This window comes from Shewanella sp. GJ50-10 (assembly GCF_055808815.1).
This window is the reverse complement of record NZ_JBVVSS010000001.1, coordinates 1,170,449-1,195,138: the sequence shown is the minus strand read 5'-3', so window position 1 is coordinate 1,195,138 and position 24,690 is coordinate 1,170,449. Positions and strand designations below refer to the sequence as shown.

Genomic DNA, 24,690 nt, shown 5'->3' with positions numbered 1-24,690 from the left:
TGATACTTATTTGCATAGAGACATCATAATAACAAGGGAGGTTTACCATGGATCGTTTAGACTATGGTGGTGCGCTAGACCAAGTTGTTGAAAGACCAACTCGCTCAAAAAGCTCAAATAAAAAACGTAAATGGCGGGAGATAGAAGCGTTAAAGGATAAACAGCGTCTGCTCAAAGAACTTCAAGACATCGATACTAGTTTTGATTTTGATTTTGAAACAATGCCTCTTTAGGTATTAATGACTAATTGAATAGTTATTCAAAATTCAAAATAAAAAAAGAGCGCCGCTGGCGCTCTTTTTGTATCTAAAATGTTAAATCACCTTTTATCCACATGTGATATGTGTTCTTTTAACTCTTCAAATATAGTTTCATCATTATCACTAAACAATGGGTCTTCAACTAATTGCTTTTCACATTGAGACTTAATGGTCTGCCAATCTTCAGCTTGAAGCTGTTTAGCAAATAAAGGAAACAACTCGGTCTCTTCATACTCCATATGTTTTTGCTGAATCTCTACATAAGCTTGTAAATCTGTGACTAACTTCTCTCGAGAAATCACCACATCAGATAAAATCAAATTCAAGCTATACATTAAGGCGCCAGAATATTCAGCAAGTCGGCTATGTTCTTCATGTAGCTGGGTATTACAAGGACTTGAAAACTTTTTCACAAAGTAATCGTATGTAATGTCTTCTAAAGGGTGATGGCTATGTTCTGCATAGACTTGCATATACTCTACAACGTCTCTTATCAAGGCAAAATTTACCGCTTCGCCTTCTGACAGCTTAATGTTTTTCTTAGCTAATACATCAAGCAAAATAGCAATGTGCTTATGATCATTCATAAGCCTTTTCAGTATCATCTTATCCATTATCACCATTCCTTCACGTATAAAGATTAAGCAAACATTGAATATATCCAATCTACACTAGTGGTAATAATGATGTTATGACGAAGATCATAAAATTATAAATTGTTAAAAAAGTGATTAAAAACAATAAAAAACAAAATAACAGCAATAAAAAAGCACCCTAAGGTGCTTTCTATACTTACAAACAGAACGACAAATGATTAGGCGAGGATTTTAAATAAATGCGCTTTAAGTTGCTCGAAATCCGCATCAAGTTCTGCCGATAAAACAGGTTTATTCACTACCGCTTCAAGTTCTGCCGGTAGTGGTAAACTGATATTTAATTGAGCATCGACCACATCTTTGAATTTAGCTGGGTGAGCTGTCCCTAAGAATATCCCAGTCTCCCCTTCTTTAAGCTCATCAGATAATGCTTGAGCGGCAATAGCTGCATGAGGCTCAGATTGGTAGCCCAGCTTAAACAACTCGCTCAGCGCCGCTGAAGTTTGTTTTTCAGTTAACGCTAAACCGGTAATTGAAGATAAAGGCCAACTCATTGCTTCGCAAATAGCTTCTACACGTGGCCAATTTGAAGGCTCAGAGACATCCATTGCATTAGACATTGTCGCAACGGTAGCATTGGGAGCCCAATCGCCTGCTGATAAGTAACGCGGTACAGTGTCATTTGAATTAGTCGCTGCAATAAAACGCTTAATCGGTAAACCCATCGCCTTAGCAAATAAGCCCGCAGTTAAATTACCAAAATTACCACTTGGCACTGATACAACAATCTCTTCATCACTATTTTGTTTAGCCTGAGCAACGGCTTCAAAGTAATAACAAATTTGAGCTAACAAACGGCTTATATTAATTGAGTTAGCCGAATTTAAATGCAAACCGTCACGTACGTCACTATCATCAAAAGCTTGTTTTACCAGTGTTTGGCAATCATCAAAATCAGATGTTACGGCAACAGTGTGAATGTTCTTACCTAAAGTAGTGAACATTTTTTCTTGTAATTCGCTGATTTTCCCCTTCGGGTACATCACAACCACTTGAACAGCGTCTAGTCCATAAAAGGCATCTGCAACGGCAGCACCAGTGTCACCAGAGGTCGCGGTTAAAATAGTCAGTTTTTTATCGCCAGCAAGTAAATTAACGCACTGCGCCATAAATCGTGCACCAAAGTCTTTAAAGGCTAATGTCGGGCCATGGAATAACTCTAAACAAGCACGTTTGTCATCAGCTTTAACTAATGGTGCGTCAAAGGTAAACGCATTATCAACGAGCTTATCAACATTTTCTTGGCCTATTTCACTTGCTAGCCAAGCACCTAAAATACGTTTACTACGTTCAGCAAAAGGAAGAGCAAGCAGCTCATCCATATTATCTAACACCGGGATAGACTTAGGAAAAAATAAACCGCGATCTTTACCTAACCCTAACTGCACTGCTTCGCTGAAACTCACCACTTGTGATGGATGCTTTAAATTATATAATTCCATTTTTAACGCCTTAATAAAGTAATTCAGTATTAAACCCGACGAGTACCAGACTCATCCAGCTTACAGACATGGGCAAAACCACCAGCCTGAGATAAATAGTGTTGCTCTAACCATGATTGAGCAGCTTGAGCTGTTTCAAGAGAATCTGTGACCGAAAATAATGTCGGACCGCTACCTGAAATCCCCGTGGTTAACATGCCAAGCTTTTCAAGTTCGCTGCGGGCTTCTGTGTAACCAGGAATTGCGTCAGCGCGATATGGCTCGGCCATCACATCTTTTAGTACCGATATCGCAAGCTCAGCATCTTGTTGATAACTAGCATGCACAAATGCACTTAAATGGCGGGCGAAATCAATCGCCACCGACTTGTCATATTGACTCGGTAACAGCTCACGCATTTTCGCAGTCGACAATGAAATGCCCGGGTAAGCCACAACCCAATACCATTGCTTGAAACTTGGAATGGTTGCGCACACTTGCTTAGGGGTATTTAGCATTAACTGCATACCGCCTAAGTAACATGGCGCGACATTATCAAAATGCACACTACCAGAAATCATTCCCTCGAACTCGCCCATTAGAAGTAATAAAGCTTGTTCATCAAATGGTTGTTCAAAATGTTCGTTGAGCGCGTAAAGCGCGGCGACTACCGAGCTTGCACTCGAACCTAAGCCGCTACCAACAGGTAAGTTTTTCTCTAAACCAATAGCTACACCTTGAGTGCTATTAAGCTTTTCTAGGAAAAATTCAGCACATTGGTACACAATATTTTGCTTACCATCTTCAGGTAATTTATGAGCCCATGGACCTGTTTGAGAATAATGAACGCCGCTATCGGCTGCTTCAATCATCACTCTATCACCTAATAAGCTACCATCAATTGGCGCTAACGCTGCGCCAAGTAAATCGTAACCTACACCGACATTTCCCATTGAGGCTGGTGCATATACCGTTATGCTCATAGCCCTACCTCACGAGTCCAATTAAGTGTTCTTAATACATCAGCAAATGCGCCAGCTGCAGTTACATCAGTACCCGCGCCGTAGCCTCTTAATACAAATGGAATTGGTTGATAGTAACGACTGTAAAACGCTAATGCATTTTCGCCACCTTTAACACTGTATAAAGGGTCACTTGCATCAACTTCAGCAATCCGCACATAACACTTACCAGACTCAATTTGTCCTACATAACGAAGTACTTTACCCTCAGCTTTGGCGGCTTCGACTCGAGCGCTCACTTCAGCATCAAGTTTTGATAAATTAGCCATAAAGGTGTCAATGTCACCAGAGTCATCAAATGAGCTAGGTAAAACTGACTCAACGTTAATGTCTTCAAGCTCTAACTCCATGCCAACTTCACGCGCTAAAATCAGCACTTTACGCGCAACGTCCATTCCACTTAAATCTTCTCGAGGATCCGGTTCTGTAAAGCATTTCTCGCGAGCTATTGATGTTGCAGCAGATAAGCTCATGCCTTCATCTAACATCCCAAAGATATAAGACAGTGAACCCGATAAAATACCATTGAAACGTTGCAGCTTATCACCTGCATAAAGTAACTTTTTTAAGTTATCAATAACCGGAAGACCTGCACCTACGGTTGTTTCATATAAAAACTGACGACGTTGTAAAAGCGCAGTGGTGCGAAGCTGTTGATAATATTGATAATCACGGGTATTAGCTTTCTTATTAGGCGTAACAACGTGAAAGCCTGAGTTCATCGCATCAACATATCGGTCAGAAACCAGTTCACTTGAAGTACAGTCAACCAATACAGGGTTCAACAACTGTTGCTCTTTACCCCACGCGAATAACTCAGCTAAATCATATTGCGTATCACAATCAGCAAGCAATGACTGCCAATTAGACAAATCAACTCCATCACTATTCAGTAGCATTTTGCGTGAATTGGCAACGCCGCATACTCTCATGGTGATATGTTGCTCTTTTAACATTGCTGATTGTTGTTTAATTTGCTCTAACAGCCCTGCACCAACATTACCTGCACCCACTAGAAACACATCTAGATATTGCTGAACATCGAAGAACGCTTGATGGCAGGCACTAATAGCGTGTTTGGTTTTACGCTGCTGAATAACTGTTGAAATAGAACGCTCCGATGAACCTTGTGCAATCGCAACAATATTGACACTCGCTTTAGCTAAAGCGCTGAAGAACTTCGCAGCTGCGCCTTTATGAGTTTTCATGCCATCGCCAATTAACGACACAATAGCTAAGTCTTGTCTTAACTCAATTGGTTCTAGTAGTTCGGATTGGATCTCTAATTCAAATTCAAGTTCAAGTGCTTGCTTAGCTTTTTCTGCTTCGTCAGTATTAACGCAGAAGCTAATACTGTATTCAGATGAACTTTGAGTAATTAACGAGACCGAAATTCCGCTTCTTGAAATAGCTTCCAGCGTGCGACTTGCCATGCCAACCATGCCTTTCATGCCAGGGCCTGAAATATTAAACATGGTTTGATTATCAAGGTTAGAAATTGCTTTGACTTGCAGGCCTGTTTTATCGACTTCATTGGATACTAAAGTACCTGGCGCTGAAGGGTTAAAGCTGTTTTTGATATAACAAGGAATATGGTACTGCGCGATAGGTGCAATTGTTTTAGGGTGCAGCACTTTAGCGCCAAAGTAAGACAGCTCCATCGCTTCTTGATAGCTGAGTTGTTCTAACAGTTTTGCATCTGTCACAACTCGAGGGTCGGTATTATAAACACCATCTACATCTGTCCAAATTTCACAGCTCGATGCATCTAAACAAGCCGCCAATACAGCCGCTGAATAATCAGAACCATTACGTCCTAACGTCACCGTTTTACCTTGCTCATTAGCCGCAGTAAAACCTGGCATGATCCACACTCGCGCTTCATCTAATGCAAGCGCTGTAAATCTAGGCTTACTGACACTGATATCAACGATAGACTCTAACGCTTTACCATGGGCTAGAAATAACTGAGTTGGATCAAACTGGGCAGCAGTTAATGATTTAGCTAACATCACTTGCTCCATTAACGCAGCAGATAAGCGCTCACCAGACACGACAACTTGTGCCTGTACATGATCAGGACATTCATTAAGTAACTTAATACCAGTAAGTTTATCATTCCAATCAACAAGCTGTGCGGCAAGCTTTGCCTCTAATAAACTTTTCTGTTGAGCAGATATTAATTGCTCAGCCGCTTGTTCAAACAAGCCATTAAATACCGTTTCAATATGGTTTATTACTGCAGAATAGTCCTCACCACGCTGGGCCAAATCAACAAGTTCAAGTAAGCCGTTGGTCACTGTTGCTGGGGCAGATAATACTGTGGCAATCGATTCAGATTTTGCTGATTGCTCGATAATGTCCGCAGCCATTAAGAAACGTTGCCAGTTGGCTAACGAGGTCCCACCAAATTTCATTACTTTCATTTTCTACTCCCTTGACTCGCTAGCGCTAAGTTAAAATATAAATCTAAATCTAAAAACATTAATTTAAAGCCTGAAAACAAAAAGCCCGCTTCTTTGTGGGAAGCGGGCTTGTTGTAAAAATTCTTTAGGGTGTACTCAGCCCGCCCCCACAATATTAATTGTGGTGGTTGTAATAATGGTAGCTACAACGTGGAACTGGATTTTCATCATGACACTCGACTAATTTTTATGTGTTTGTTTTGAATTAATAATAGAATTGCTTTTTTACGTGTCTGTTGTCAACCCTTAACTATAGCTTTATTTAAAAGCACATATTCCACATCAATATAAAATAGCCATCAGAGCAAGTAAACATCATATTTTATACAATATATATCCAACAAAAAGGCTATTATGGATGTTTACGTTAACGTAATGCTAAAAAGCCGAGTTAATTAAATCCCATATAAAACATAAACCTAAATAACCACAAGCTTAAATATAAACCACTAACTATAAAATGTCGGGCTTAGGTCTTATAAATACATCTAACCTTAATAAACAAGCTGTTTTATCAATATAAGCTATATTATCCAAGATGAAATTGATTCATCTAACTGAATTTACAAAACATGTGATTGAATAAGCAAAAGCTGATACTGATCATTCCCCCTACTATAAAAAGTATTATCATGCGGCCACATTATGAATTGGAGTCGTTATGAAAATCACAAAACATTCAGCAGTGACTATTCACTACCGTTTAACAGACCAAGATGGCCAACTTATTGAAAGCTCATTTGAAGCAGAGCCAATGGCATACCTTCATGGTACTGAGGGCCTAATTCCAGGCTTAGAAAGTGAACTTGAAGGCAAAGTCATTGGTGATAAGTTTGATGCCAACATACCTACTGAGCAAGCATACGGTGAATACCATGAAGGACTTAAGCAAGAAGTACCTTTAGAAGCATTTGGTGATGTTGAAGATATCGTTCCGGGTATGCGCTTTATCGCTGAAACCGAGATGGGCCAACGTCCAGTTCAAGTAACTGAAGTGAAAGATACTGTTGTCGTCGTTGATGGCAACCATCCATTAGCTGGTCAAGCATTAAACTTCAGTGTTGAAGTAATGGATGTGCGCGAAGCGACAGCTGAAGAAATCGCTCACGGCCATATTCACGCTGCTGGAGGTTGTGGACACGATCATGCTCACGAACATGAGCAATGTGATACTGAAAAACCAGGTTGTGATGGCAATGGCGGCTGTGGCTGTCATTAATTGGCCTGAATAACTAAGCTCATTATGCTTAATTCAATGACTTAGCTATACAGTACTAAACCTAAAGTTTGAATTCAAAAATACGTTAGCCAATATATTGGGTAACGTATTTTTTTTGCGTTATTATTCATATTAGTTGAATAGCATTTACCAAGCTAAATGTGAATAAACTGGCTATAATTAAATTTAGAAACATACTGAACGAGTAAAGCGTTTAGTAACGATAGGGAATTGCTGAGGTTATAGACTTAACCTTAAAATACCTACTCATGATTAATCACAAGCGACGGAGTGCTTATGTTAATTAAACCAATTTATGAAATTTTGCCCCTCACATACATGATTGTGGGAGCAGGAAGTGTTGCACTGCTGAAAGAGCCATACGCCATATTAGCTTCATTATTGGTGTTTTTTTATGGGGCCCATATCTGGAACCAACGCTCTAAAAATCGCAGAACTGACCGTAAACGAAAACGTATTGATGGGATTCTTCCAGACTCAATATATGGGTACCTGCCTTTTATCTACATTATGGCAGCAGGATTGATTTTACGCTTTTTACCAGAAGATTCTGGTGTCGTCATATCAATTTGTCTATTTACCTATGGTTCGTACATTTTATTGCGTAGGATAAGCTATCGTCACCATAAGATCCCGACAGTACAAATAAAAGCCAAGTTTAACTAACAAATTTAAACTCATCGTCTAATTTAACGGGGCTAATAATTAATCCAGTAGTAATTGCTGGATTTTTTGTTTTTGCTCAGGTTGCATGTTCTTTAAGTAATTTGAGCAACGAGTAATCGTCGCTATGCTAACTTGATAATCAGCAGAAATTTGGCGCTGACTCAAATCACCTTCTAATAGCAATTGAAAAACCTTCAACCGACCAGCCACAGCACTGCGTTCTTCTTCTGTCAGTAATAGTTGAAATAAAATGCCTAACTCATCAGAGTTCGGGTAACTCAATACTTTCTCGACAACAGAATCCCAATCAGCTCGCATAACACTCTCTTTTAGTAATGCCTCAACAGTACAAAGTGTACCAATAATTCTTATCTAGCAAAAAGTAAATTTGTAATTTATTTCGACATTAGCTGTTTTCGTCATTTTACTTACAAATAGACACAAACAAGTCTCGCACTCAGTTCAAATTTATGTGTAAAATGTGACTTAAACCACCTGCCATATAATTAGAAAATAAGAGAAAACTTATGAAAAACAAAATTTTTGCAATTGCTGTAAGCGCATTACTTATCCCTACTGTTAATGCACATAACTTTGAAGATGCAAATGATGCCATTGACTATCGTAAATCTGGTTTCAGTCTGATCCGCTACCAGTTTGCTGATATGGGTGCGATGCTAAAAGGCAAAAAGGATTTTGATTTAAACGTATTCCAAACACGTGCTGCAAACCTTGCTGCTCTTTCTAAGATCCCACATGAAGGCTTTATTGACGGTTCTGACAAAGGTGACACTGAAGCTCTTGCAAAAATATGGAGCAATAAAGCTGACTTTGACGAAAAAATGACTACGTTCCAAGAAAATGCAGCTAAATTAAATATTGCGGCGCAAACTGGTGATAAAAAGCAAATTAAACAAGCTTTTGGAAATACAGGCAAGAGTTGTAAAGGTTGCCATGATATGTACAAAAAAGACTAATCATTGTCCCAAGCTTTTGGTGATTCGATAGATGATGTATCACCCAATAAAAAGCCCACTTTAAAGTGGGCTTTTTTACACCTTGATAACGCTGTTCTAGTTAATTGACTAACCGCTAAGCAAAAACAGGACTGTTAATAACTGAAGGTACGGTATTTATCATTAAAGGTACGCTACGATAGGCGCTATTAACCAATAACCAATAACCAAACCAATTAAAGCAACGATCATCATTGCTATCAGTGACGAAGTCATTTTTGGCTCTTTAGCTAGCATTTTGTATTCTTCATCAGTTAACTTTTTATTTCCTGAAATCATCGCCGTCACCAAGTTATTCCCCTTTATTGCATAAAGCAAAATGACCGAAACATGCAAAATAATGCAGCCTAGGATGACATTAAAGTTAACTTTATGAAGCCAAGTAAACCAAGCTCCAAGCTCTGATGAAACCATTGAATACAATGGTCCTTCAGTAAAAATATCATCACTAGAGAATAAGCCACTAAGCAATTGTAAGCTCAACACGGTCAGCATAAATAGCACCATGTAACCGCCTAATGGATTATGACCGACTACAGTTGATGGGTGCTTTCCTGTTAGATAATTCAGTACTTTTTTGGGACCAGCTATGAAATCAGTAAAGCGAGAAGTCTCACTACCAACAATTCCCCATAAAAGTCTCGAAATCACTAACACCATCAGACTATAAGCGCATATTTGATGCCACTCCATTTCTCCACTATCAGCTGTCCACCAAAGTGATACCAACAAGCCAACAGTGAGCCAATGAAATAAACGAGTGGGTATATCCCATACCTTAATTTTTTTTGTTCTATACTCATATTATTCACCGTAAATACTATTAATGTGTAAAAAATCGATAGTGTTTACTCTGATCGATTATAAAGGCACTAAACTTCCTCTGATAGGCTAGAAACGTAAAGAAAGGTAAGTTATGTGCGGTAATTTCGCAGTTTTTAACAAGCTATGTCTTTTACAGCAAAGTTTCGTAAAAAAGTTATTTCACGGCGATATAATCGAAAAGTTTTAGATCAAGATCAAGCAAATTATGAGTTTAAATCTATGTGAGATGTGTAAGCGGGTTTGCATCAAGCCACGAGCGTTAAATTTTTCGATATAAGATTATTCAGACACTAGTAAAGAGGGGCATACAGGAAGGTTAAAATGTATTGGGAGCTTAATCCGGTGTGCAAATTTCAAGCATGATTAACAGAAGTTTATAAACCACATGCCTTGTTATCCATTCCAATATGAGCCTAAAAAAAGAGATTACAAGGATTTTTGGAGACTTTTTTGTCCATTTTGTCTAAGCGATCAAATATGAATCAAACAGACTAAAACACCCATAAAAATGTGATTTAGATCACGATTTTTGTCTGCAAGCTTGGTAATCTGAATTTAAGCAAACAACAGAAGGTTCGAAATATGCTGAAAATCACTAGCAAGCAACTTGAAGTCACTGCACTAATTCTTGAACGCATCGAAGGACAATTTGAAAAACTAGCACGACACGATATTCAACTAATAAACCCGCACGTTATCATTACTCAGGAAAAGCAGAACTTTAAGATCGAGTCTTCTGTAGGCTTGCCAAGTGGAGAACTATTTGCCCAGGCGAAAAACGAGAACCTTTACGCAGCAATTACTGCAATGGGTAAAAAGCTGGAGAAACAGCTAAATCGCCTGACACATAAGCCCCAAGCTCAACGTCACGTTTCGCCAACAGCTGAAACGGATAATGATTTTGAGTATGACTATAAGGAGGAAACCGCAGCTTGACGATTTATTTAACGTTTAACCAAGAGCGCATCCTCGGGTGCGCTTTTTAATGCCTCCAATTTGCCTACTAAGTCTTTATCGTTCTTATAACCTACGCCATACAACAGATTATGAGCAATCTTCAGCATAATTTGATTGACACTTTCCCTTCATCCCTTTAGTTTTAATGTGATGAAAACATTTACCTATAACGATTTTATTTTCTTTTTTATGCAGCCCCCATATTGAGGCGGATTTTTTGTGTAAAAACGAAAATGAAATATAAAGCCTCCCACTTGGGGGGCTTTTTATTATTAATTTTTAAATGCTATCTGTTAAACAGGTATGTCAGCTAAGCAGTCGTCATTGAGGCAAATATGAACAAAGCGCCAGAGTTAAATCAAACCCGCAAACAAATCACCGCCTTAGATAAAGAACTGCTTTCTTTATTGTCTAAACGTCGTAACTTAAGCTTGGATGTTGCTCGCAGCAAAGAAGTTGACGTAAGGCCTATTCGCGATACACAAAGAGAAAAAGAATTACTCGCTAGATTGGTTGAGCAAGGACGTGAGCACGGATTAGATGCGCACTTTGTTATTTCTTTATATCAAAGCATTATTGAAGACTCAGTGTTAAATCAGCAAGCGTATTTACATGGCAGAGCCAACCCAGAAATACAGCAACAACAATCGACTATTGCTTATCTCGGTGCTCGCGGTTCTTATTCCTATTTAGCTGCCAGTCGTTTTTGTCAGCGTCGCCAAGTAGAGATGCTTGACCTAGGTTGCCAAAGCTTCGATGAAATCATTAAATCTGTTGAGCTTGGCCATGCTGACTTAGGCTTTCTGCCAATAGAAAATACCTCTTCAGGTTCAATCAATGAAGTTTACGATGTACTGCAACACACATCATTGTCTATTGTTGGCGAAACCACTATCGAGGTTGGGCATTGCCTATTAACCAAAGATGGCGCGAGTTTGGATAACATTAAAACCGTATTTGCTCATCCGCAGCCTATTAGCCAGTGCAGCCATTGGTTATCACAACACCCTAACCTGACACTGGCATATTGCTCTAGCAGTGCTGAAGCAATGCAAAAAGTTATCGATGCTAATGATAATACTGTTGCGGCTATCGGTAGTGCTGAAGGCGGCGCGCTATACCAGTTAAGCGCTGCTGAAAATGGCTTAGCTAATCAAAAGATTAACCAGAGCCGCTTTATTGTTGTAGCGAGAAAAGCTGTCGCTGTTCCTTCACAATTGCCAGCGAAAACCACCTTAATTATGGCCACAGGGCAAAAACCTGGTGCACTAGTAGAAACCCTTCTCGTACTCAAAGCGCATAACATTAATATGAGTAAACTTGAGTCTCGCCCTATTCCTGGAACCCCTTGGGAAGAGATGTTTTATCTAGATGTTGATGCGAATTTAGCAACAAACGAGCTTCAACAGGCACTGAAAGAATTAGAACGCCTGACACGCTTTATTAAAGTATTAGGTTGTTATCCTTGTGAAACCGTCAAACCTACTCAATTGAACAATAGCCAATTACTCATTGAGCCAATCAGCTCAAAAGAAACGGTAGCGACTCCATCACAAGATGACGATGCGCCAAAGTATTCAAAACTATACCGCCAACAAAAGACTTTAATTGAGATTAACCAATTTAACGTAGGCGGCGATGATTTTGCAGCAATGCAACAACTAACACTGCCGATAGGTACTGAGGTATTTGCCACCAAAATAAAACAGATCAAAGAGTCAGGCTTTCAAGCTGTTTTGTTGCTTAGCCCTGCATCTGCAAACTTAAGTGCATTGGAAATAAAAGACTATTGCCATTTGATTGCTCAAGCCGGACTAACAAGTGCGGTGCAAATTGATTCGGTTAATCATTTTAATGAAACCGTGAAAGTTGCTGACATGGTCTATATCGCGGGCAAAGAGATGTACAACGATGAATTGCTCAATTTAGCTGGCTCAGTAAGTACCCCTGTATTGTTAGAGCGTAATACCATGGCAAGCACTGCCGATTGGTTATCATCAGCGAACAAAATACTGACCCAAGGTAACCAACAGCTTATTTTAGTGGAAGCAGGAATTAGAAGCTTCAGTAACCCTGAGCAGCTTGCTTTAGATCTTGCAGGACTCATTGAAGTAATATCTGAAAGTCATTTACCAGTGCTCGGTAATACAAGTTACGCCGTCGAAGATAAGCTCATTAACCAACAAGCTAATGCAATCAAGCAACTTGGTTCGAGTGGCTTGATTATTAATGAAAAGCAACTGACATGTTCAGAGCAACAAGCTGAGTTATTGCATCAACTTCATCAGTAATTTTTAATATCTCACTAAAACAAAAAACCGAACTGTTAAGTTCGGTTTTTTATGTTTATTGCAGTTCTATTTGCCTATAAAGAAGCACTAGTACGCACTTAATACATACTGACACTGTCGTTTAAACCTAACCAGCCTTTGAAAACCCGATAACTAAACCAGACTAATGCAAATATGAATACCGGTATGCTTAACCACAGCTGTGGTAAAAAGTAGCCAATCATTAATAACGGCACTAATCCAGTGATACTGTTACGTTGCCAGCGCAAATGAGATGACAGCAAAGAGTTAGAAGCAATATTGGTCTGTGAAATATTAATAATTAAACTGAAAAACACAGGTAAGAAAAATAGCGGAAATGCACTCAATAACGCATATAAAAAATGCCCGAGTGATAAATCTTCTGCGGTATACACCTCAGTCTCTGTCATCAGATTTCACTCCTATTACGTTAAAATTAAGGGAGTTACTCAACGTAACTCCCTTATAACAATAATCCTAGATTTGTGATTTCGCAATCTTTTGCGGCGTTAACCTACAAAATTGGCCTAATTGGTCTTCATATCATTCACAGACTGCAACATAGCACGGCTCTCGTGTTGGAATTGTGGTGCAAAGTCACCAAACCACTTAGCCACATCTCTAAACTGCGCCACAAATGCTTCTCTATTACCACTTTTCAGTAAATCCAATGCATCGCGGTAGTTATCGAGATAATCACTAATAGCCACTTGGCTACCTTCTTGCGCAAAGATAATATCGGCATATAACTCAGGATCTTGAGCAAACAATCGACCAACCATGGCAAGCTCTAGTCGATAAATAGGTGAGCTAAATTGTAATAAGCTCTCTATATCAGCTTCTTCTTTGCATAGGTTTACCCCATAAACAAAGCTCGAGAAATGTCGCATGGCTTGTACTAGTTGCATTGCTTTATCATGACGTTCAGCATCTTCATTAACAATGCGGGCGCCCCAAATAGTGATTTGCTCTAAAAACCATTGGTACTTATCTGAATCACGGCCATCACACACAACTACAACTTGTTTAGCTAAACTGCCTACATCAGGGCCAAACATTGGGTGTAAACCCACTACAGGTCCATTATGCGCTTCTAGCATCGCCTTCAGTGGCTCTGATTTGATTGAAGTAAGGTCGGCTAAGATACATTGCTCAGGTAATTGGTTTAACTTGCTACGAATCACCTCACAAGTGACATTAATAGGTACAGTGACGATTACCATACCAGCACCGTCAAATAACTCGTCAGCTCGATGCCAATCGTCTTTATCTAAGCTTTTAACCTGGTATCCTGAAAGCGTCAGCATTTGACTGAATAAACCACCTAGCTGACCTTCACCACCCACAATAACGATGTGGCCAAGGTCAGTTTTAACCTGTTTAAAGCCTACATCTTTTTCATTCAGGTAAGATTCACGCATCAATCGTCTAAGGATGTCCTCAATTAATTGAGGAGAAATATCCATATCACTGGCTTCTTTACGGCGCTTTGCAAGCATCGAGGCTTCACGTTGCGGTGCATAAATTGGCACACCAGCAGCATGTTTTACCGTCCCCACTTGAGCAACGAGGTCGAGACGCTTACGGAGTAAGTTTAGTAGTTGTTGGTCAACGCCATCTATCAAGTCGCGCAAGTTTTCTAAATCTAACGTGGTTTTTTCATTCATAGCTTATATCCATCTATCGCACGACTTACTCATTAGTTAATCAGCAAAGCGATTCGGTAATACGTTTTTTAATAAATCGGCATTTCGTCGTAATAATGACTCTGTTGTTGCCCAATTAATACATGAGTCAGTTACAGATACGCCGTATGCAAGTTCTGGTAAAGGCTTATCAGATGACTGATTACCTTCATTCAAGTGACTTTCTAACATGACACCAATCACTGAACGATTACCGTTATTTATTTGCTGGAATACATCCTCGCAAACTATGGTCTGTCTTGTATAGTCTTTCGATGAATTACCATGACTACAATCAATGATTAATCGAGCATTGAGCTTAGCATTATGTAACTGCTCTTCACATGTTGCGACACTTTCCGCATCATAATTCGGCGTTTTACCACCACGAAGAATCACGTGACCATCTGGATTACCCGCGGTTTGCAGTAATGATACTTGCCCCTGCTGATTTATACCCATGAACCTATGGCTACTCGCTGCAGATTTTAATGCATTAATGGCCACATCAAGTTTGCCGTCTGTGCCATTCTTGAATCCGACAGGCATAGATAAACCCGATGCCATTTCACGATGAGTTTGCGATTCAGTTGTACGTGCACCAATGGCTGACCAAGTCACTAATTCAGACATGTATTGTGGGCTAATTGGATCGAGAGCTTCTGTGGCAACAGGCAACTCTAATTCAGCAAGCCAAATCATCAACTCACGTGCCATTCTTAAGCCTTTTTCTACATCAAATGATTCATTCATATCTGGATCATTGATAAGCCCTTTCCAGCCTACTGTGGTACGTGGTTTTTCGAAGTAGACGCGCATTAAGATATAAAACTCGCCGCTTAACTCATCATGGAGCTTTTTAAGTTTTAAAGCGTACTCTTTAGCGGCATCGATATCATGAATAGAACAAGGACCTGTAACGATTAACACGCGATTGTCGCGCTTATGAACAATATCCGCCACAGTTTGGCGTGCATCTAGAATATACTGATAAGCATGATCAGATAACGGTAACTCTTTTTTTAACTCAGCTGGGGTCACCAGCACTTTTTCAGAACTAATATGGACGTTATTAATCGTATCTTGTTGCATGCTCATTACTCACTTCTTATCGGTTTACCGCTAAATATCACTTTCAAAACATTACGCCCAAATACTAGCGTAACGCTACACCATTACAAACTTGAGCTAACTATGCCTTTTTCAATGAGTCTTAGCAACCCATAAATACAATTTTCTCCAAATAAACAAAAACCCGCCATATAGGCGGGTTGTTGTGCGAACACTGCATCTAATTTTTCAAGCGGGTAACTATTACTTAGTTGCCAACTTTTCACGGATACGTGCAGATTTACCTGAACGCTCACGTAGGTAGTAAAGCTTAGCACGACGAACACGGCCGCGACGCTTAACTTCGATGCTAGCTACTAGTGGGCTGTGAGTTTGGAAACCACGCTCAACACCTTCGCCATTAGAGATTTTACGTACAGTGAATGCAGAGTGAAGACCACGGTTACGCTTAGCGATTACCACACCTTCAAACGCCTGTAGACGCTCTTTTTCACCTTCTTTAACACGTACTTGAACTACTACTGTATCACCAGCACCAAATTCAGGTACGTCAGTTTTCATTTGCTCATCGTTGAGCATTTTAATGATATTGTTCATAACTTACTCCGTTCTAGGATTAACTGAGCTTCGACTAAACAGGCTTGTCCATGTTTGTAACAAACTCTGCTAAAAGAGTCTTTTGTTCGCCAGTCAGAGCTAGATTTTCAAATAATTCTGGTCGTCTCAAAAAGTCCTACCAAGACTTTGTTGCAACCGCCAGAGTCTAATTTTTTCGTGGTCACCGCTTAACAACACTGCTGGTACACCGACACCATCTAAGTTTTCAGGGCGAGTATAGTGTGGACAATCCAATAAGCCATCAGAGAAAGAATCTTGCTCTGCTGACGCTTGCTTACCTAGTACACCAGGTACTAACCTTGCAACTGAATCGATAAGAGTCATTGCTGGTAGTTCTCCGCCCGAAAGCACATAATCACCAATCGACCACTCTTCATCTACTTCAGATTGGATGATACGTTCGTCAACACCTTCGTATCGACCACATACCAATACCAAACTAGATGATTTACTTAACTCACTAACGCCTTGCTGATCCAGCTTGCGTCCTTGAGGTGATAAATAAATCACTTTCGCACCGTCACCTGCCGCAGCTTTCGCTGCATGAATAGCATCGCGTAACGGTTGCACCATCATCAACATACCTGGACCACCACCGTAAGGACGGTCATCAACAGTATTATGTCGATCATTCGTAAAATCACGAGGATTCCACGTTTGCAACTCTAACAGGCCGTTTTTAACGGCTCGACCCGTAACTCCAAAGTCTGTAACAGCACGAAACATCTCAGGAAACAGGGTTACTACCCCTAACCACATATGTTGTACCTCGACTTAAAAGTCTGGATCCCAATCCACTAATATCTGTTTACTTTGCACGTTCACCTCTAGGACGAACTGCTCAGGGACAAAGGGGATCATACGTTCCGCTTTGCCGAATGCATCTTTTACGTTAGCTTTTACAAGAAGTACGTCGTTAGATCCTGTTTCCACGATCTGTTCAACTTCACCCATGTTGTAGCCTTTAGTATTGGTCACAGTACAACCAATCAAGTCTCGCCAGTAGAATTCATCTTCTGATAAGTCTTTAATTTGGTCAGCCTGAATTGCAATCTCACAATTTGTAAGTTGTTGCGCATCCTCACGTGTATCTATACCTTCAAGACAAGCAACAAGTGCTTTACCTTGAAAACGCCACTGAGCGACTTTTACTTCACGCCATTCGCCTTGTTCTTTAATGAACCAAGGTGAATAATCAAAAATACCTTCAACAGAATCGGTATAAGAAGTGATTTTCATCCAACCTTTAATACCATGACTAGAGCCAATTTTGCCTAGTACGATTGGTTGTTGGTTACTACTCATCTATTTATACCTTAACGCTATTAAGCAACAGCTTTACGAGCGTCTTTGATCAATTTCGCTACGCGTTCTGAAGTTGCTGCACCAGTACCAACCCAGTGATCAACACGATCAAGATCTAAACGTAGAGTTTCTTCTTGGCCTTTAGCTAAAGGATTGAAAAAACCAACACGTTCGATGAAACGACCGTCACGAGCATTGCGGCTATCAGCAACAACGATATTGTAAAATGGACGCTTTTTTGCGCCGCCACGAGCTAAACGAATGGTAACCATGCGTTTTATTCCTCTAATGATTTGCTAGTAAGCAAAAATAAAAACTGGGACTCCGTGTTCGCGAAGGGCCCCAGAGAAAGCCGCAAGATTTTACCTGATTTTTCAACTATTGCAACCAAATCCGTTGTTTTAAAAACCAAAGGGACATTAGCCGCATAGTTGAGAATCAGTCTTACGGACTGAAGTTGATAAATTTTTTGAAGTTTTAAAGCGAATTAACGTCCTGGAAATTTCATTCCAGGAGGCATCATTCCACCCATGCTACGCATCATTTTCTTCATGCCACCTTTACCTGACATCTTTTTCATCATTTTTTGCATTTGGGTAAACTGCTTCAATAGACGGTTAACGTCTTGAATTTGAGTCCCCGAACCTAATGCAATACGGCGCTTACGCGAGCCTTTAATAATGTCAGGACGTTGGCGTTCGCCAGGCGTCATTGAGTTGATGATAGCTTCCATTTGATTGGTCATCTTGCCATCTTGAACTTGAGCTAAAGCTTCTGGAGGAAGTTGCCCTACTCCTGGTAGCTTTTCAATCATGCCCATCATGCCGCCCATGTTTTTCATTTGCTGCAGTTGTTCACGAAAATCTTCAAGATCGAATCCACCACCAGATTTCACCTTTGAAGCAAGCTTCATGGCTTTATCTTTATCAACGCCACGTTCAACTTCTTCAATCAGTGACAATACGTCACCCATTCCAAGAATACGTGAAGCGATACGTTCAGGATGGAAAGGCTCTAGCGCGTCAGTTTTTTCACCAACGCCTAAGAACTTAATTGGTTTACCAGTAATGTTGCGTATTGATAACGCAGCACCACCACGAGCATCACCATCAACCTTGGTTAAAATAACCCCGGTTAAAGGTAAGGCTTCGTTAAATGATTTTGCTGTATTAGCCGCATCTTGACCTGTCATTGCATCAACGACAAATAAAGTTTCTACAGGGGTCACTGCCGCATGGAGATCTTTAATCTCATCCATCATGGCTTCGTCAACGTGCAAACGACCAGCGGTATCGACAATAACAACATCAATGAACTTTAATTTCGCGTGTGCAATTGCTGCCGTTGCGATATCAATTGGCTTTTGACTAACATCCGATGGGAAAAACTCGACTTCGACTTCTTCAGCCAAGGTTTCCAATTGCTTAATAGCAGCAGGACGATAAACATCGGCACTCACGACTAAGACAGATTTTTTCTCACGCTCACGTAAGAATTTTGCAAGTTTTGCAACACTGGTGGTTTTACCCGCACCTTGCAAACCTGCCATCATTAATACTGCTGGAGGCTGACTGGCTAAATCTAATGCTTCATTAGCTTCGCCCATCGCTTTTTCAAGTTCATTTTGGACAATCTTAATGAATGCTTGTCCTGGACTTAAACTTTTAGAGACTTCTTGACCGACTGCACGTTCTTTTACGCTGTTTACAAATTGGCGTACAACGGGCAAAGCAACATCTGCCTCAAGTAGTGCCATGCGCACTTCACGTAAGGTTTCTTTAATGTTGTCTTCGGTTAAGCGACCACGACCACTAATATTCTTGAGGGTTCGTGACAGTCTGTCGGTTAGATTCTCAAACATGCTCTGCTGTTTACCTTAAACGATTCGATAATTGGCGCCTATTATACCCAAACTACTTCAAGATGCGAGATTAGCCTGAAGCCTGACTATTGATGTAGGTCATTATTCGTAAATTATTTGGAGTTAAATGGTGGAAACTGTTAAATTTTGAGTCTTGGGTCACTGCCCTAATGGGTAGGGTTCATGTTAATCTAAGATAAATATAGATGTGCTGATTTTATTTTTAAAAACAACCTGCACTCATAACTTGATAGGTTTATTCCAGATGGTCATTTTTTCAGCTTCGGCTATGTTGTTTTATTGCATTGCACTTGTGTTAGTCACAAGTAGATTATTTCATGTAGAAGGTCCAAACCGTAGATTGGTAGCAATTTTTGCATCTATTGCAGTTGTGCTACACGGTATCGCACTTTCGCAAACTATTTTTACAGTAGATGGACAGAATTTTAGTTTAACCAATGTCATATCACTGGTTAACTGGATTATTGCATTCAGCTTTACCATTATCATGCATCGCTTAAAAGTGATTGTCGTGGTCCCTGTGGTTTATGCCTGCTCCGTGATCTCTGTTGCTGTCTTGTGGTTAATTCCACCTCAGTACATTATCCATTTTGATATACACCCAGAGATTCTAGCCCACATTGTACTTTCTCTGATGGCTTACAGTGCATTAATGATTGCCGCACTTTATGCGATTCAATTACTCTTAATTCAAAATAAGCTTAAAAACAAAAAGACCATGATGAGCCCTGGCATGCCACCTTTAATGACAGTTGAAAAACAACTTTATCATTTAGTGACTATCGGCATGATTTTACTGACCCTATCCCTAGCCACTGGTTTCATATTTTTAGAAGATATGTTTGAAGACGGAAAAGGTCATAAAGCTATTTTATCTATCTTAGCTTGGTTAGTTTATGGCGCGATGCTTTGGCAAAACTATGCCATTGGTTGTAGAGTTCGCACTGCTGTTATTTACACATTATCAGGTGCAACATTATTGTCTTTAGCTTATTTTGGCGCTCGAATAGTGACTGAAATCATTTTAAGATAAACGACAAATCTGGCAGGTACCCCCTCCCAGACTTGACACTCATGACGAATGATTGATACTCATCATTCGTCTTTTTTTACTGTAAATTTTACTAAGTCAACTGGAGCCCTTTTTGGACGCCATTTCTACCAGCACACTTCTTCTCTCTCTACTGGTGTTAATCCTGATCTCAGCCTACTTTTCGGGTTCTGAGACAGCAATGATGACGTTAAATCGCTATCGTCTTCGTCACCTTGCTGCTAGCGGCCACAAAGGTGCGCAACGCGCATTAAAAATGCTTGAAAGACCAGACAGATTGATTGGCTTAATCTTGATTGGCAATAACTTAGTCAACATTTTAGCCTCTGCTATTGCCACTATCATTGGTATGCGCTTGTTTGGTGATGTTGGCGTGGCGATAGCTACCGGCGTGCTGACATTAGTGGTGTTAATTTTTGCAGAAGTCACTCCTAAAACCGTTGCAGCCCTCCACCCTGAACGTATTGCTTTCCCATCGAGTTTTTTATTACGTGGATTACTTTCAGTATTATGGCCATTAGTTAAGGTCATTAACCTCATCACATCAGGTTTCTTGCGTCTATTGGGTATTAAAAATATCAGCGTCAATGATGCATTAAGTCAGGAAGAGTTGCGTACTGTAGTCCATGAGGCTGGCGCCCTTATCCCACAACGACATCAGGAAATGCTTCTCTCGATCCTCGACTTAGAAAAGGTCACTGTTGAAGATATCATGATCCCACGTTCAGATATCTATGCAATAAACGTTAATGACGAATTCAAACTGATTAATAAACAAGTTACTCAAAGCCCTCATACCCGCGTATTAGTCTATCGCGATAATATCGATGATGCGGTTGGCTTTATTCATTTACGTGATGCTCTTCGGTTACAGTCAAAGGAAGAGTTTAGTAAATCGTCTCTTCTTCGAGCTGTAAAAGAGTTGTATTTTATTCCCGAAGGCACACCTCTAACGGTTCAACTATCGAACTTTCAACAAAACAAAGAACGCTTTGGCCTAGTAGTTGATGAGTATGGTGATATTCAAGGCTTAGTCACCCTAGAAGATATTCTTGAAGAGATTGTCGGTGACTTTACTACCTCAATGATTACCACAGCCAGTGAAGATATTGATATCCAGCAAGACGGCAGCTTTGTCATTGATGCAACAATTAACATCCGTGATTTGAATAAAGAGATGAAGTGGAACTTTTCAATAGATGGCCCTAAGACGCTAAATGGCTTAATTATTGAATACCTTGAAGATATCCCTGATGCTGGCACAAAGCTAAAAATAGATCATTATGATATTGAAGTGATTGAAGTATCCGACAACATGATCAAGGCCGTTAAAGTTATTCCGGGACTTATCGAAGAACCAGAAGAAGAGACGGATTAACACGAACTGGTCTCTATCTAGTATTAATTATTAACATCAAAAAAGGCGCATCATGCGCCTTTTAATTTGCTAGTAATTTTAAGTTTTACGCTATGCTGCTTGTTTTCTTTTTGCTTCAAGAGCTCTACGTTTATCACGGGCAATCGGGGTTATCTCTGCCTCTAAAGGTTTATTCATACCAAGCATAAAATACAATTCTGCCATCAAGAAAAAAGGGCCAATTAGTAGTTGGTTTAAGTCATCAATAAAAGCGGGTTTAGCTTTCTCATATTTATGACCAATAAACTGAATCACCCAACCAACAAAAAATACCCCTACACCAATAGCCCAAGCACCATTAAGCGTTGCTACCATAGATGATGTAATGAGCACAGGAATAATAAAAATGGTTAACCCCAGCGCTAAACCTTTATGCAAAATGAAGTAATAAATGAGCGTGCCTATGGCAAAAATAGTGGCGATATTAATTTTTACGCCGTCTTCAGCCAATAAGACAAAGTTTACTGGTATCAAATTCAGTAACAAAAATACTGACCAAATGATGAGTGGTACGCCTACAAAGTGTGTTCTGATATTTTTAGGGTTTAAATGCACACTTTTGTAAGTGGCGAGTTGTTCCACGGCGGTTTTCATTGGCTGTCCTTGTTATTTTTATAATGTAACACCCTATTAACTTACCCTATTTCAGTAATCGAGCTCAAGCTCTAGATAAACAACTGTTTGAACAAACTGTTTTAACATAGAATAATAAAATACTGTTTAACTGCTGCATAAATAGGCAAACAAAGCGCAATAAAAAAGGCGCATAAGCGCCTTTTTTATATTCAAGGAGATAAAGAGCAATAGAACTAGGATTCTATAATAACCGTCGACACTGCATAATGCTGTTCGTCTGCGATAGTAAGGTGAGCACAGATTGCACCCAACTCATTCATTCTCGCTAATGCACCATCGGTAAACCTAATCTGCGGGGCACCATAATCATTATTGCTGATATGAATGTGCTGAAACGATACACCACGTCCAATCCCCGTTCCCAGTGCTTTAGCAGCGGCTTCTTTCGCAGAAAAGCGTTTAGCAAGGTAACGATGGGGAACTTTAGAGACTTGATAAATCTCAAGCTCCACAGGCGTTAAAACACGTTTAGCTAACTTATCGCCAAGACGCTCATACTGAGACTCTATACGCGCTATTTCAACAATATCAGTCCCTAAACCAATAATGGCCATTACTCGCCTCTACGACCTTCTAGCATTAGCTGTTTCATATCTTTTACCGCAACAGCTAAACCATCAATGGCGGCTCGTGCAATAACAGCATGACCAATATTAAGTTCATACAACTCAGGAATTGCCGCAATTGGTTTAACGTTATGGTAATGCAAACCGTGACCAGCGTTAACGACTAGCCCTTTACTATGGGCATACTTGGCCATTTCAGTAATGCGCTGTAGTTCTTCAGCTTGCTCTGCATCTGTTTTGGCATCAGCATAACAACCTGTATGAATTTCAATATACGGAGCACCTGAAGCAACTGCGGCATCTATTTGAGTTTTATCAGCATCAATGAATAAAGAAACTTTAATCCCTGCTGCCGCTAATCGGTCGACAGCTTGAGTGATTTTATCGAGCTGACCAGCAACATCTAAACCGCCTTCTGTTGTCAGTTCTTCACGCTTTTCAGGAACAAGACATGCGTAAGCTGGCTTTACATCACAAGCGATTGAAATCATTTCTTCGGTAACTGCAAACTCAAAGTTCATTCTGGTTTTTAATGTTTTAGCGAGTAAATAAACATCGCGATCAACAATGTGTCTGCGGTCTTCACGTAAATGGATAGTAATGCCATCAGCGCCTGCGTGCTCTGCCACTGCAGCTGCATGGACAGGATCTGGATACTCTGTACCACGAGCCTGACGTAAAGTAGCAATATGGTCGATGTTAATTCCTAATAAAATTCCACTCACTGTGGGCTCCTTTATATTTTTTATCGTCTGATGTCAGTTTTGACATCAATACTCAATTGGTTTTTATGAACGCTTTATAAAGAAATCTACTGAGAAACTACTTTATAAAATGTTCATTTGGCATGAAATCTAGGTCAAACTAATGCCATAAGCCTTTACTTGCTATTCACTGTTTTTGTGGGTGAATTTTTAATAAATAACTTTCTACTCAATAATGGCTTCCCACCTAGCAAAGGAGACAATAATAACCTCATTAAGCCTTTAGCTTGCACTAAATTATTTTCAGCAAGCTGTTTCGATTTTAAGTTAATCAGCATCTCACCTGATAATAAATGTCGGCTATTTGTCACGTTTGCCGATGCCTGCTGAGCCACAGGTAAAAAACCTTCATCTGCAATTATCCGATAGCTCATTTCAGCAGTTATATTTTCACCTTGTGTGTCATATTCAAGGGATGGTAAAGCGCCTAATTCATTGAGTAATTCCATTTCAAAGTAACGTAAATGTTGAGAGTCAAACTCACTCGCAAGTGCCATTAAACTGCGATGGTAATGTAAAAACAAACCCTCTGCATGTTGGCCGGCATTAAGCACTCTAACCAGAAGTTCATTGAGGTACATCGCAGAATATAAACTATTAGACTTTAACGGTAATGCAGGCGCGGCAGGCTCAATTTGAGTAATAAATTTAAGTGAGGTATCTGCAGAGTCTGACTTGCTATTGAATTGAAATATCAGCGGCTGGAAAGGCTGAATGATACTTTTGATGTTTTTTTTACCGCTACCCACCCTGACTAAGGCATCAAGGCGACCTACACCATCGACTAACAGATTAACAATCACACTGGATTCTCTGTAAGGACGATGGTGGAGTATATAGCCGCGTAGCATCAGG

At 40.0% G+C, this 24,690-nt stretch carries 25 protein-coding genes, 1 pseudogene and 1 other annotated feature; of the genes and pseudogenes, 8 read left to right on the top strand and 18 right to left on the bottom strand.

All coding sequences use genetic code 11. The features are described from left to right. The first annotated feature begins 47 nt into the window (after positions 1–47). Positions 48–233 (top strand): DUF3545 family protein, encoded by a 186-nt coding sequence (locus tag AC0L4E_RS05025; protein ID WP_055025622.1) that lies wholly within the window; start codon positions 48–50, stop codon positions 231–233. Positions 234–319: 86 nt separating this feature from the next. Here AC0L4E_RS05025 and AC0L4E_RS05020 read toward each other — a convergent pair whose 3' ends face one another. The 4 genes from AC0L4E_RS05020 to thrA form a co-directional block, all read right to left on the bottom strand. Further along, a complete protein-coding gene (locus AC0L4E_RS05020; RefSeq protein WP_473678263.1) occupies positions 320–874 on the bottom strand; it encodes a hemerythrin domain-containing protein in 555 nt (184 codons plus the stop codon). Positions 875–1,074: 200 nt separating this feature from the next. Then, a complete protein-coding gene (gene thrC / locus AC0L4E_RS05015; RefSeq protein ID WP_473678262.1) occupies positions 1,075–2,358 on the bottom strand; it encodes a threonine synthase in 1,284 nt (427 codons plus the stop codon). A gap of 29 nt (positions 2,359–2,387) precedes the next feature. Then, on the bottom strand, positions 2,388–3,320 hold the full coding sequence (gene thrB / locus AC0L4E_RS05010) for a homoserine kinase (protein WP_473678261.1): 933 nt from the start codon (positions 3,318–3,320) through the stop codon (positions 2,388–2,390). Further along, positions 3,317–5,785 (bottom strand): bifunctional aspartate kinase/homoserine dehydrogenase I, encoded by a 2,469-nt coding sequence (gene thrA / locus AC0L4E_RS05005; protein ID WP_473678260.1) that lies wholly within the window; start codon positions 5,783–5,785, stop codon positions 3,317–3,319. The genes thrB and thrA overlap by 4 nt, the downstream gene beginning before the upstream one ends. Positions 5,786–6,485: 700 nt before the next feature. Between thrA and slyD the strand changes: the two genes are divergently transcribed. Both slyD and AC0L4E_RS04995 read left to right on the top strand, forming a co-directional pair. Next, complete coding sequence (gene slyD / locus AC0L4E_RS05000) at positions 6,486–7,043, top strand: peptidylprolyl isomerase (protein WP_299568214.1); 558 nt, start codon at positions 6,486–6,488, stop codon at positions 7,041–7,043. A gap of 297 nt (positions 7,044–7,340) precedes the next feature. Further along, entirely contained in the window at positions 7,341–7,730 is a 390-nt protein-coding gene (locus tag AC0L4E_RS04995) for a hypothetical protein (RefSeq protein WP_473678259.1), read from the top strand. Positions 7,731–7,769: 39 nt separating this feature from the next. Here AC0L4E_RS04995 and trpR read toward each other — a convergent pair whose 3' ends face one another. Further along, positions 7,770–8,048 (bottom strand): trp operon repressor, encoded by a 279-nt coding sequence (gene trpR / locus AC0L4E_RS04990; RefSeq protein WP_153914092.1) that lies wholly within the window; start codon positions 8,046–8,048, stop codon positions 7,770–7,772. A gap of 209 nt (positions 8,049–8,257) precedes the next feature. Between trpR and AC0L4E_RS04985 the strand changes: the two genes are divergently transcribed. Continuing rightward, the gene (locus AC0L4E_RS04985) at positions 8,258–8,707 is read left to right on the top strand and encodes a c-type cytochrome (protein ID WP_473678258.1); all 450 of its coding nucleotides are present in this window, start codon (positions 8,258–8,260) and stop codon (positions 8,705–8,707) included. Between the two features lie 162 nt (positions 8,708–8,869). Here AC0L4E_RS04985 and AC0L4E_RS04980 read toward each other — a convergent pair whose 3' ends face one another. Further along, complete coding sequence (locus AC0L4E_RS04980) at positions 8,870–9,514, bottom strand: cytochrome b/b6 domain-containing protein (protein ID WP_473681530.1); 645 nt, start codon at positions 9,512–9,514, stop codon at positions 8,870–8,872. Between the two features lie 639 nt (positions 9,515–10,153). On the opposite strand from AC0L4E_RS04980, the gene hpf reads away from it, so the two are divergent. Both hpf and AC0L4E_RS04970 read left to right on the top strand, forming a co-directional pair. Continuing rightward, the gene (hpf, locus tag AC0L4E_RS04975; protein WP_220753586.1) at positions 10,154–10,507 is read left to right on the top strand and encodes a ribosome hibernation-promoting factor, HPF/YfiA family; all 354 of its coding nucleotides are present in this window, start codon (positions 10,154–10,156) and stop codon (positions 10,505–10,507) included. A gap of 178 nt (positions 10,508–10,685) precedes the next feature. Then, positions 10,686–10,800, top strand: a sequence feature (Phe leader region). Between the two features lie 63 nt (positions 10,801–10,863). Continuing rightward, a complete protein-coding gene (locus AC0L4E_RS04970; RefSeq protein ID WP_473678257.1) occupies positions 10,864–12,819 on the top strand; it encodes a chorismate mutase in 1,956 nt (651 codons plus the stop codon). A gap of 98 nt (positions 12,820–12,917) precedes the next feature. On the opposite strand, the gene AC0L4E_RS04965 is transcribed toward AC0L4E_RS04970, so the two are convergent. The 8 genes and pseudogenes from AC0L4E_RS04965 to ffh all read right to left on the bottom strand — a co-directional run bounded on the left by AC0L4E_RS04965 (position 12,918) and on the right by ffh (position 19,380). Continuing rightward, positions 12,918–13,250: a hypothetical protein gene (locus AC0L4E_RS04965; protein WP_473678256.1), complete on the bottom strand. Its 333-nt coding sequence runs from the start codon at positions 13,248–13,250 to the stop codon at positions 12,918–12,920. 117 nt (positions 13,251–13,367) lie between these two features. After that, positions 13,368–14,507 carry a bifunctional chorismate mutase/prephenate dehydrogenase gene (tyrA, locus tag AC0L4E_RS04960; RefSeq protein ID WP_473678255.1) on the bottom strand — a complete coding sequence of 380 codons (1,140 nt, stop codon included), beginning with the start codon at positions 14,505–14,507 and terminating at the stop codon, positions 13,368–13,370. 36 nt (positions 14,508–14,543) lie between these two features. Next, the gene (locus AC0L4E_RS04955) at positions 14,544–15,617 is read right to left on the bottom strand and encodes a 3-deoxy-7-phosphoheptulonate synthase (RefSeq protein ID WP_473681528.1); all 1,074 of its coding nucleotides are present in this window, start codon (positions 15,615–15,617) and stop codon (positions 14,544–14,546) included. 222 nt (positions 15,618–15,839) lie between these two features. Further along, complete coding sequence (gene rplS / locus AC0L4E_RS04950; RefSeq protein WP_055025610.1) at positions 15,840–16,193, bottom strand: 50S ribosomal protein L19; 354 nt, start codon at positions 16,191–16,193, stop codon at positions 15,840–15,842. A 34-nt stretch (positions 16,194–16,227) separates the two neighbouring features. Next, a pseudogene (gene trmD, locus AC0L4E_RS04945) lies at positions 16,228–16,973 on the bottom strand (tRNA (guanosine(37)-N1)-methyltransferase TrmD). Positions 16,974–16,988: 15 nt separating this feature from the next. After that, positions 16,989–17,519 carry a ribosome maturation factor RimM gene (gene rimM / locus AC0L4E_RS04940; protein WP_220753592.1) on the bottom strand — a complete coding sequence of 177 codons (531 nt, stop codon included), beginning with the start codon at positions 17,517–17,519 and terminating at the stop codon, positions 16,989–16,991. A gap of 20 nt (positions 17,520–17,539) precedes the next feature. Continuing rightward, a complete protein-coding gene (rpsP, locus tag AC0L4E_RS04935) occupies positions 17,540–17,791 on the bottom strand; it encodes a 30S ribosomal protein S16 (protein WP_153914083.1) in 252 nt (83 codons plus the stop codon). 215 nt (positions 17,792–18,006) lie between these two features. Next, the gene (gene ffh, locus AC0L4E_RS04930) at positions 18,007–19,380 is read right to left on the bottom strand and encodes a signal recognition particle protein (RefSeq protein ID WP_153914082.1); all 1,374 of its coding nucleotides are present in this window, start codon (positions 19,378–19,380) and stop codon (positions 18,007–18,009) included. 265 nt (positions 19,381–19,645) lie between these two features. Here ffh and AC0L4E_RS04925 point away from each other — a divergent pair, with 265 nt between their 5' ends. Both AC0L4E_RS04925 and AC0L4E_RS04920 read left to right on the top strand, forming a co-directional pair. After that, a complete protein-coding gene (locus tag AC0L4E_RS04925) occupies positions 19,646–20,434 on the top strand; it encodes a cytochrome C assembly family protein (RefSeq protein ID WP_473678254.1) in 789 nt (262 codons plus the stop codon). A 112-nt stretch (positions 20,435–20,546) separates the two neighbouring features. Then, the gene (locus AC0L4E_RS04920) at positions 20,547–21,830 is read left to right on the top strand and encodes an HlyC/CorC family transporter (RefSeq protein ID WP_473678253.1); all 1,284 of its coding nucleotides are present in this window, start codon (positions 20,547–20,549) and stop codon (positions 21,828–21,830) included. 90 nt (positions 21,831–21,920) lie between these two features. Here the strand turns inward: AC0L4E_RS04920 and AC0L4E_RS04915 are convergent, their stop codons facing one another. The 4 genes from AC0L4E_RS04915 to recO all read right to left on the bottom strand — a co-directional run bounded on the left by AC0L4E_RS04915 (position 21,921) and on the right by recO (position 24,686). Beyond that, the gene (locus tag AC0L4E_RS04915) at positions 21,921–22,463 is read right to left on the bottom strand and encodes an Mpo1 family 2-hydroxy fatty acid dioxygenase (RefSeq protein WP_473678252.1); all 543 of its coding nucleotides are present in this window, start codon (positions 22,461–22,463) and stop codon (positions 21,921–21,923) included. 215 nt (positions 22,464–22,678) lie between these two features. Next, positions 22,679–23,059 carry a holo-ACP synthase gene (gene acpS, locus AC0L4E_RS04910; protein WP_473678251.1) on the bottom strand — a complete coding sequence of 127 codons (381 nt, stop codon included), beginning with the start codon at positions 23,057–23,059 and terminating at the stop codon, positions 22,679–22,681. Continuing rightward, complete coding sequence (gene pdxJ, locus AC0L4E_RS04905) at positions 23,059–23,796, bottom strand: pyridoxine 5'-phosphate synthase (RefSeq protein WP_473678250.1); 738 nt, start codon at positions 23,794–23,796, stop codon at positions 23,059–23,061. Before pdxJ ends, acpS begins: the two co-directional genes overlap by 1 nt. A gap of 155 nt (positions 23,797–23,951) precedes the next feature. Beyond that, positions 23,952–24,686 carry a DNA repair protein RecO gene (gene recO, locus AC0L4E_RS04900; protein WP_473678249.1) on the bottom strand — a complete coding sequence of 245 codons (735 nt, stop codon included), beginning with the start codon at positions 24,684–24,686 and terminating at the stop codon, positions 23,952–23,954. Positions 24,687–24,690: the final 4 nt, after the last annotated feature.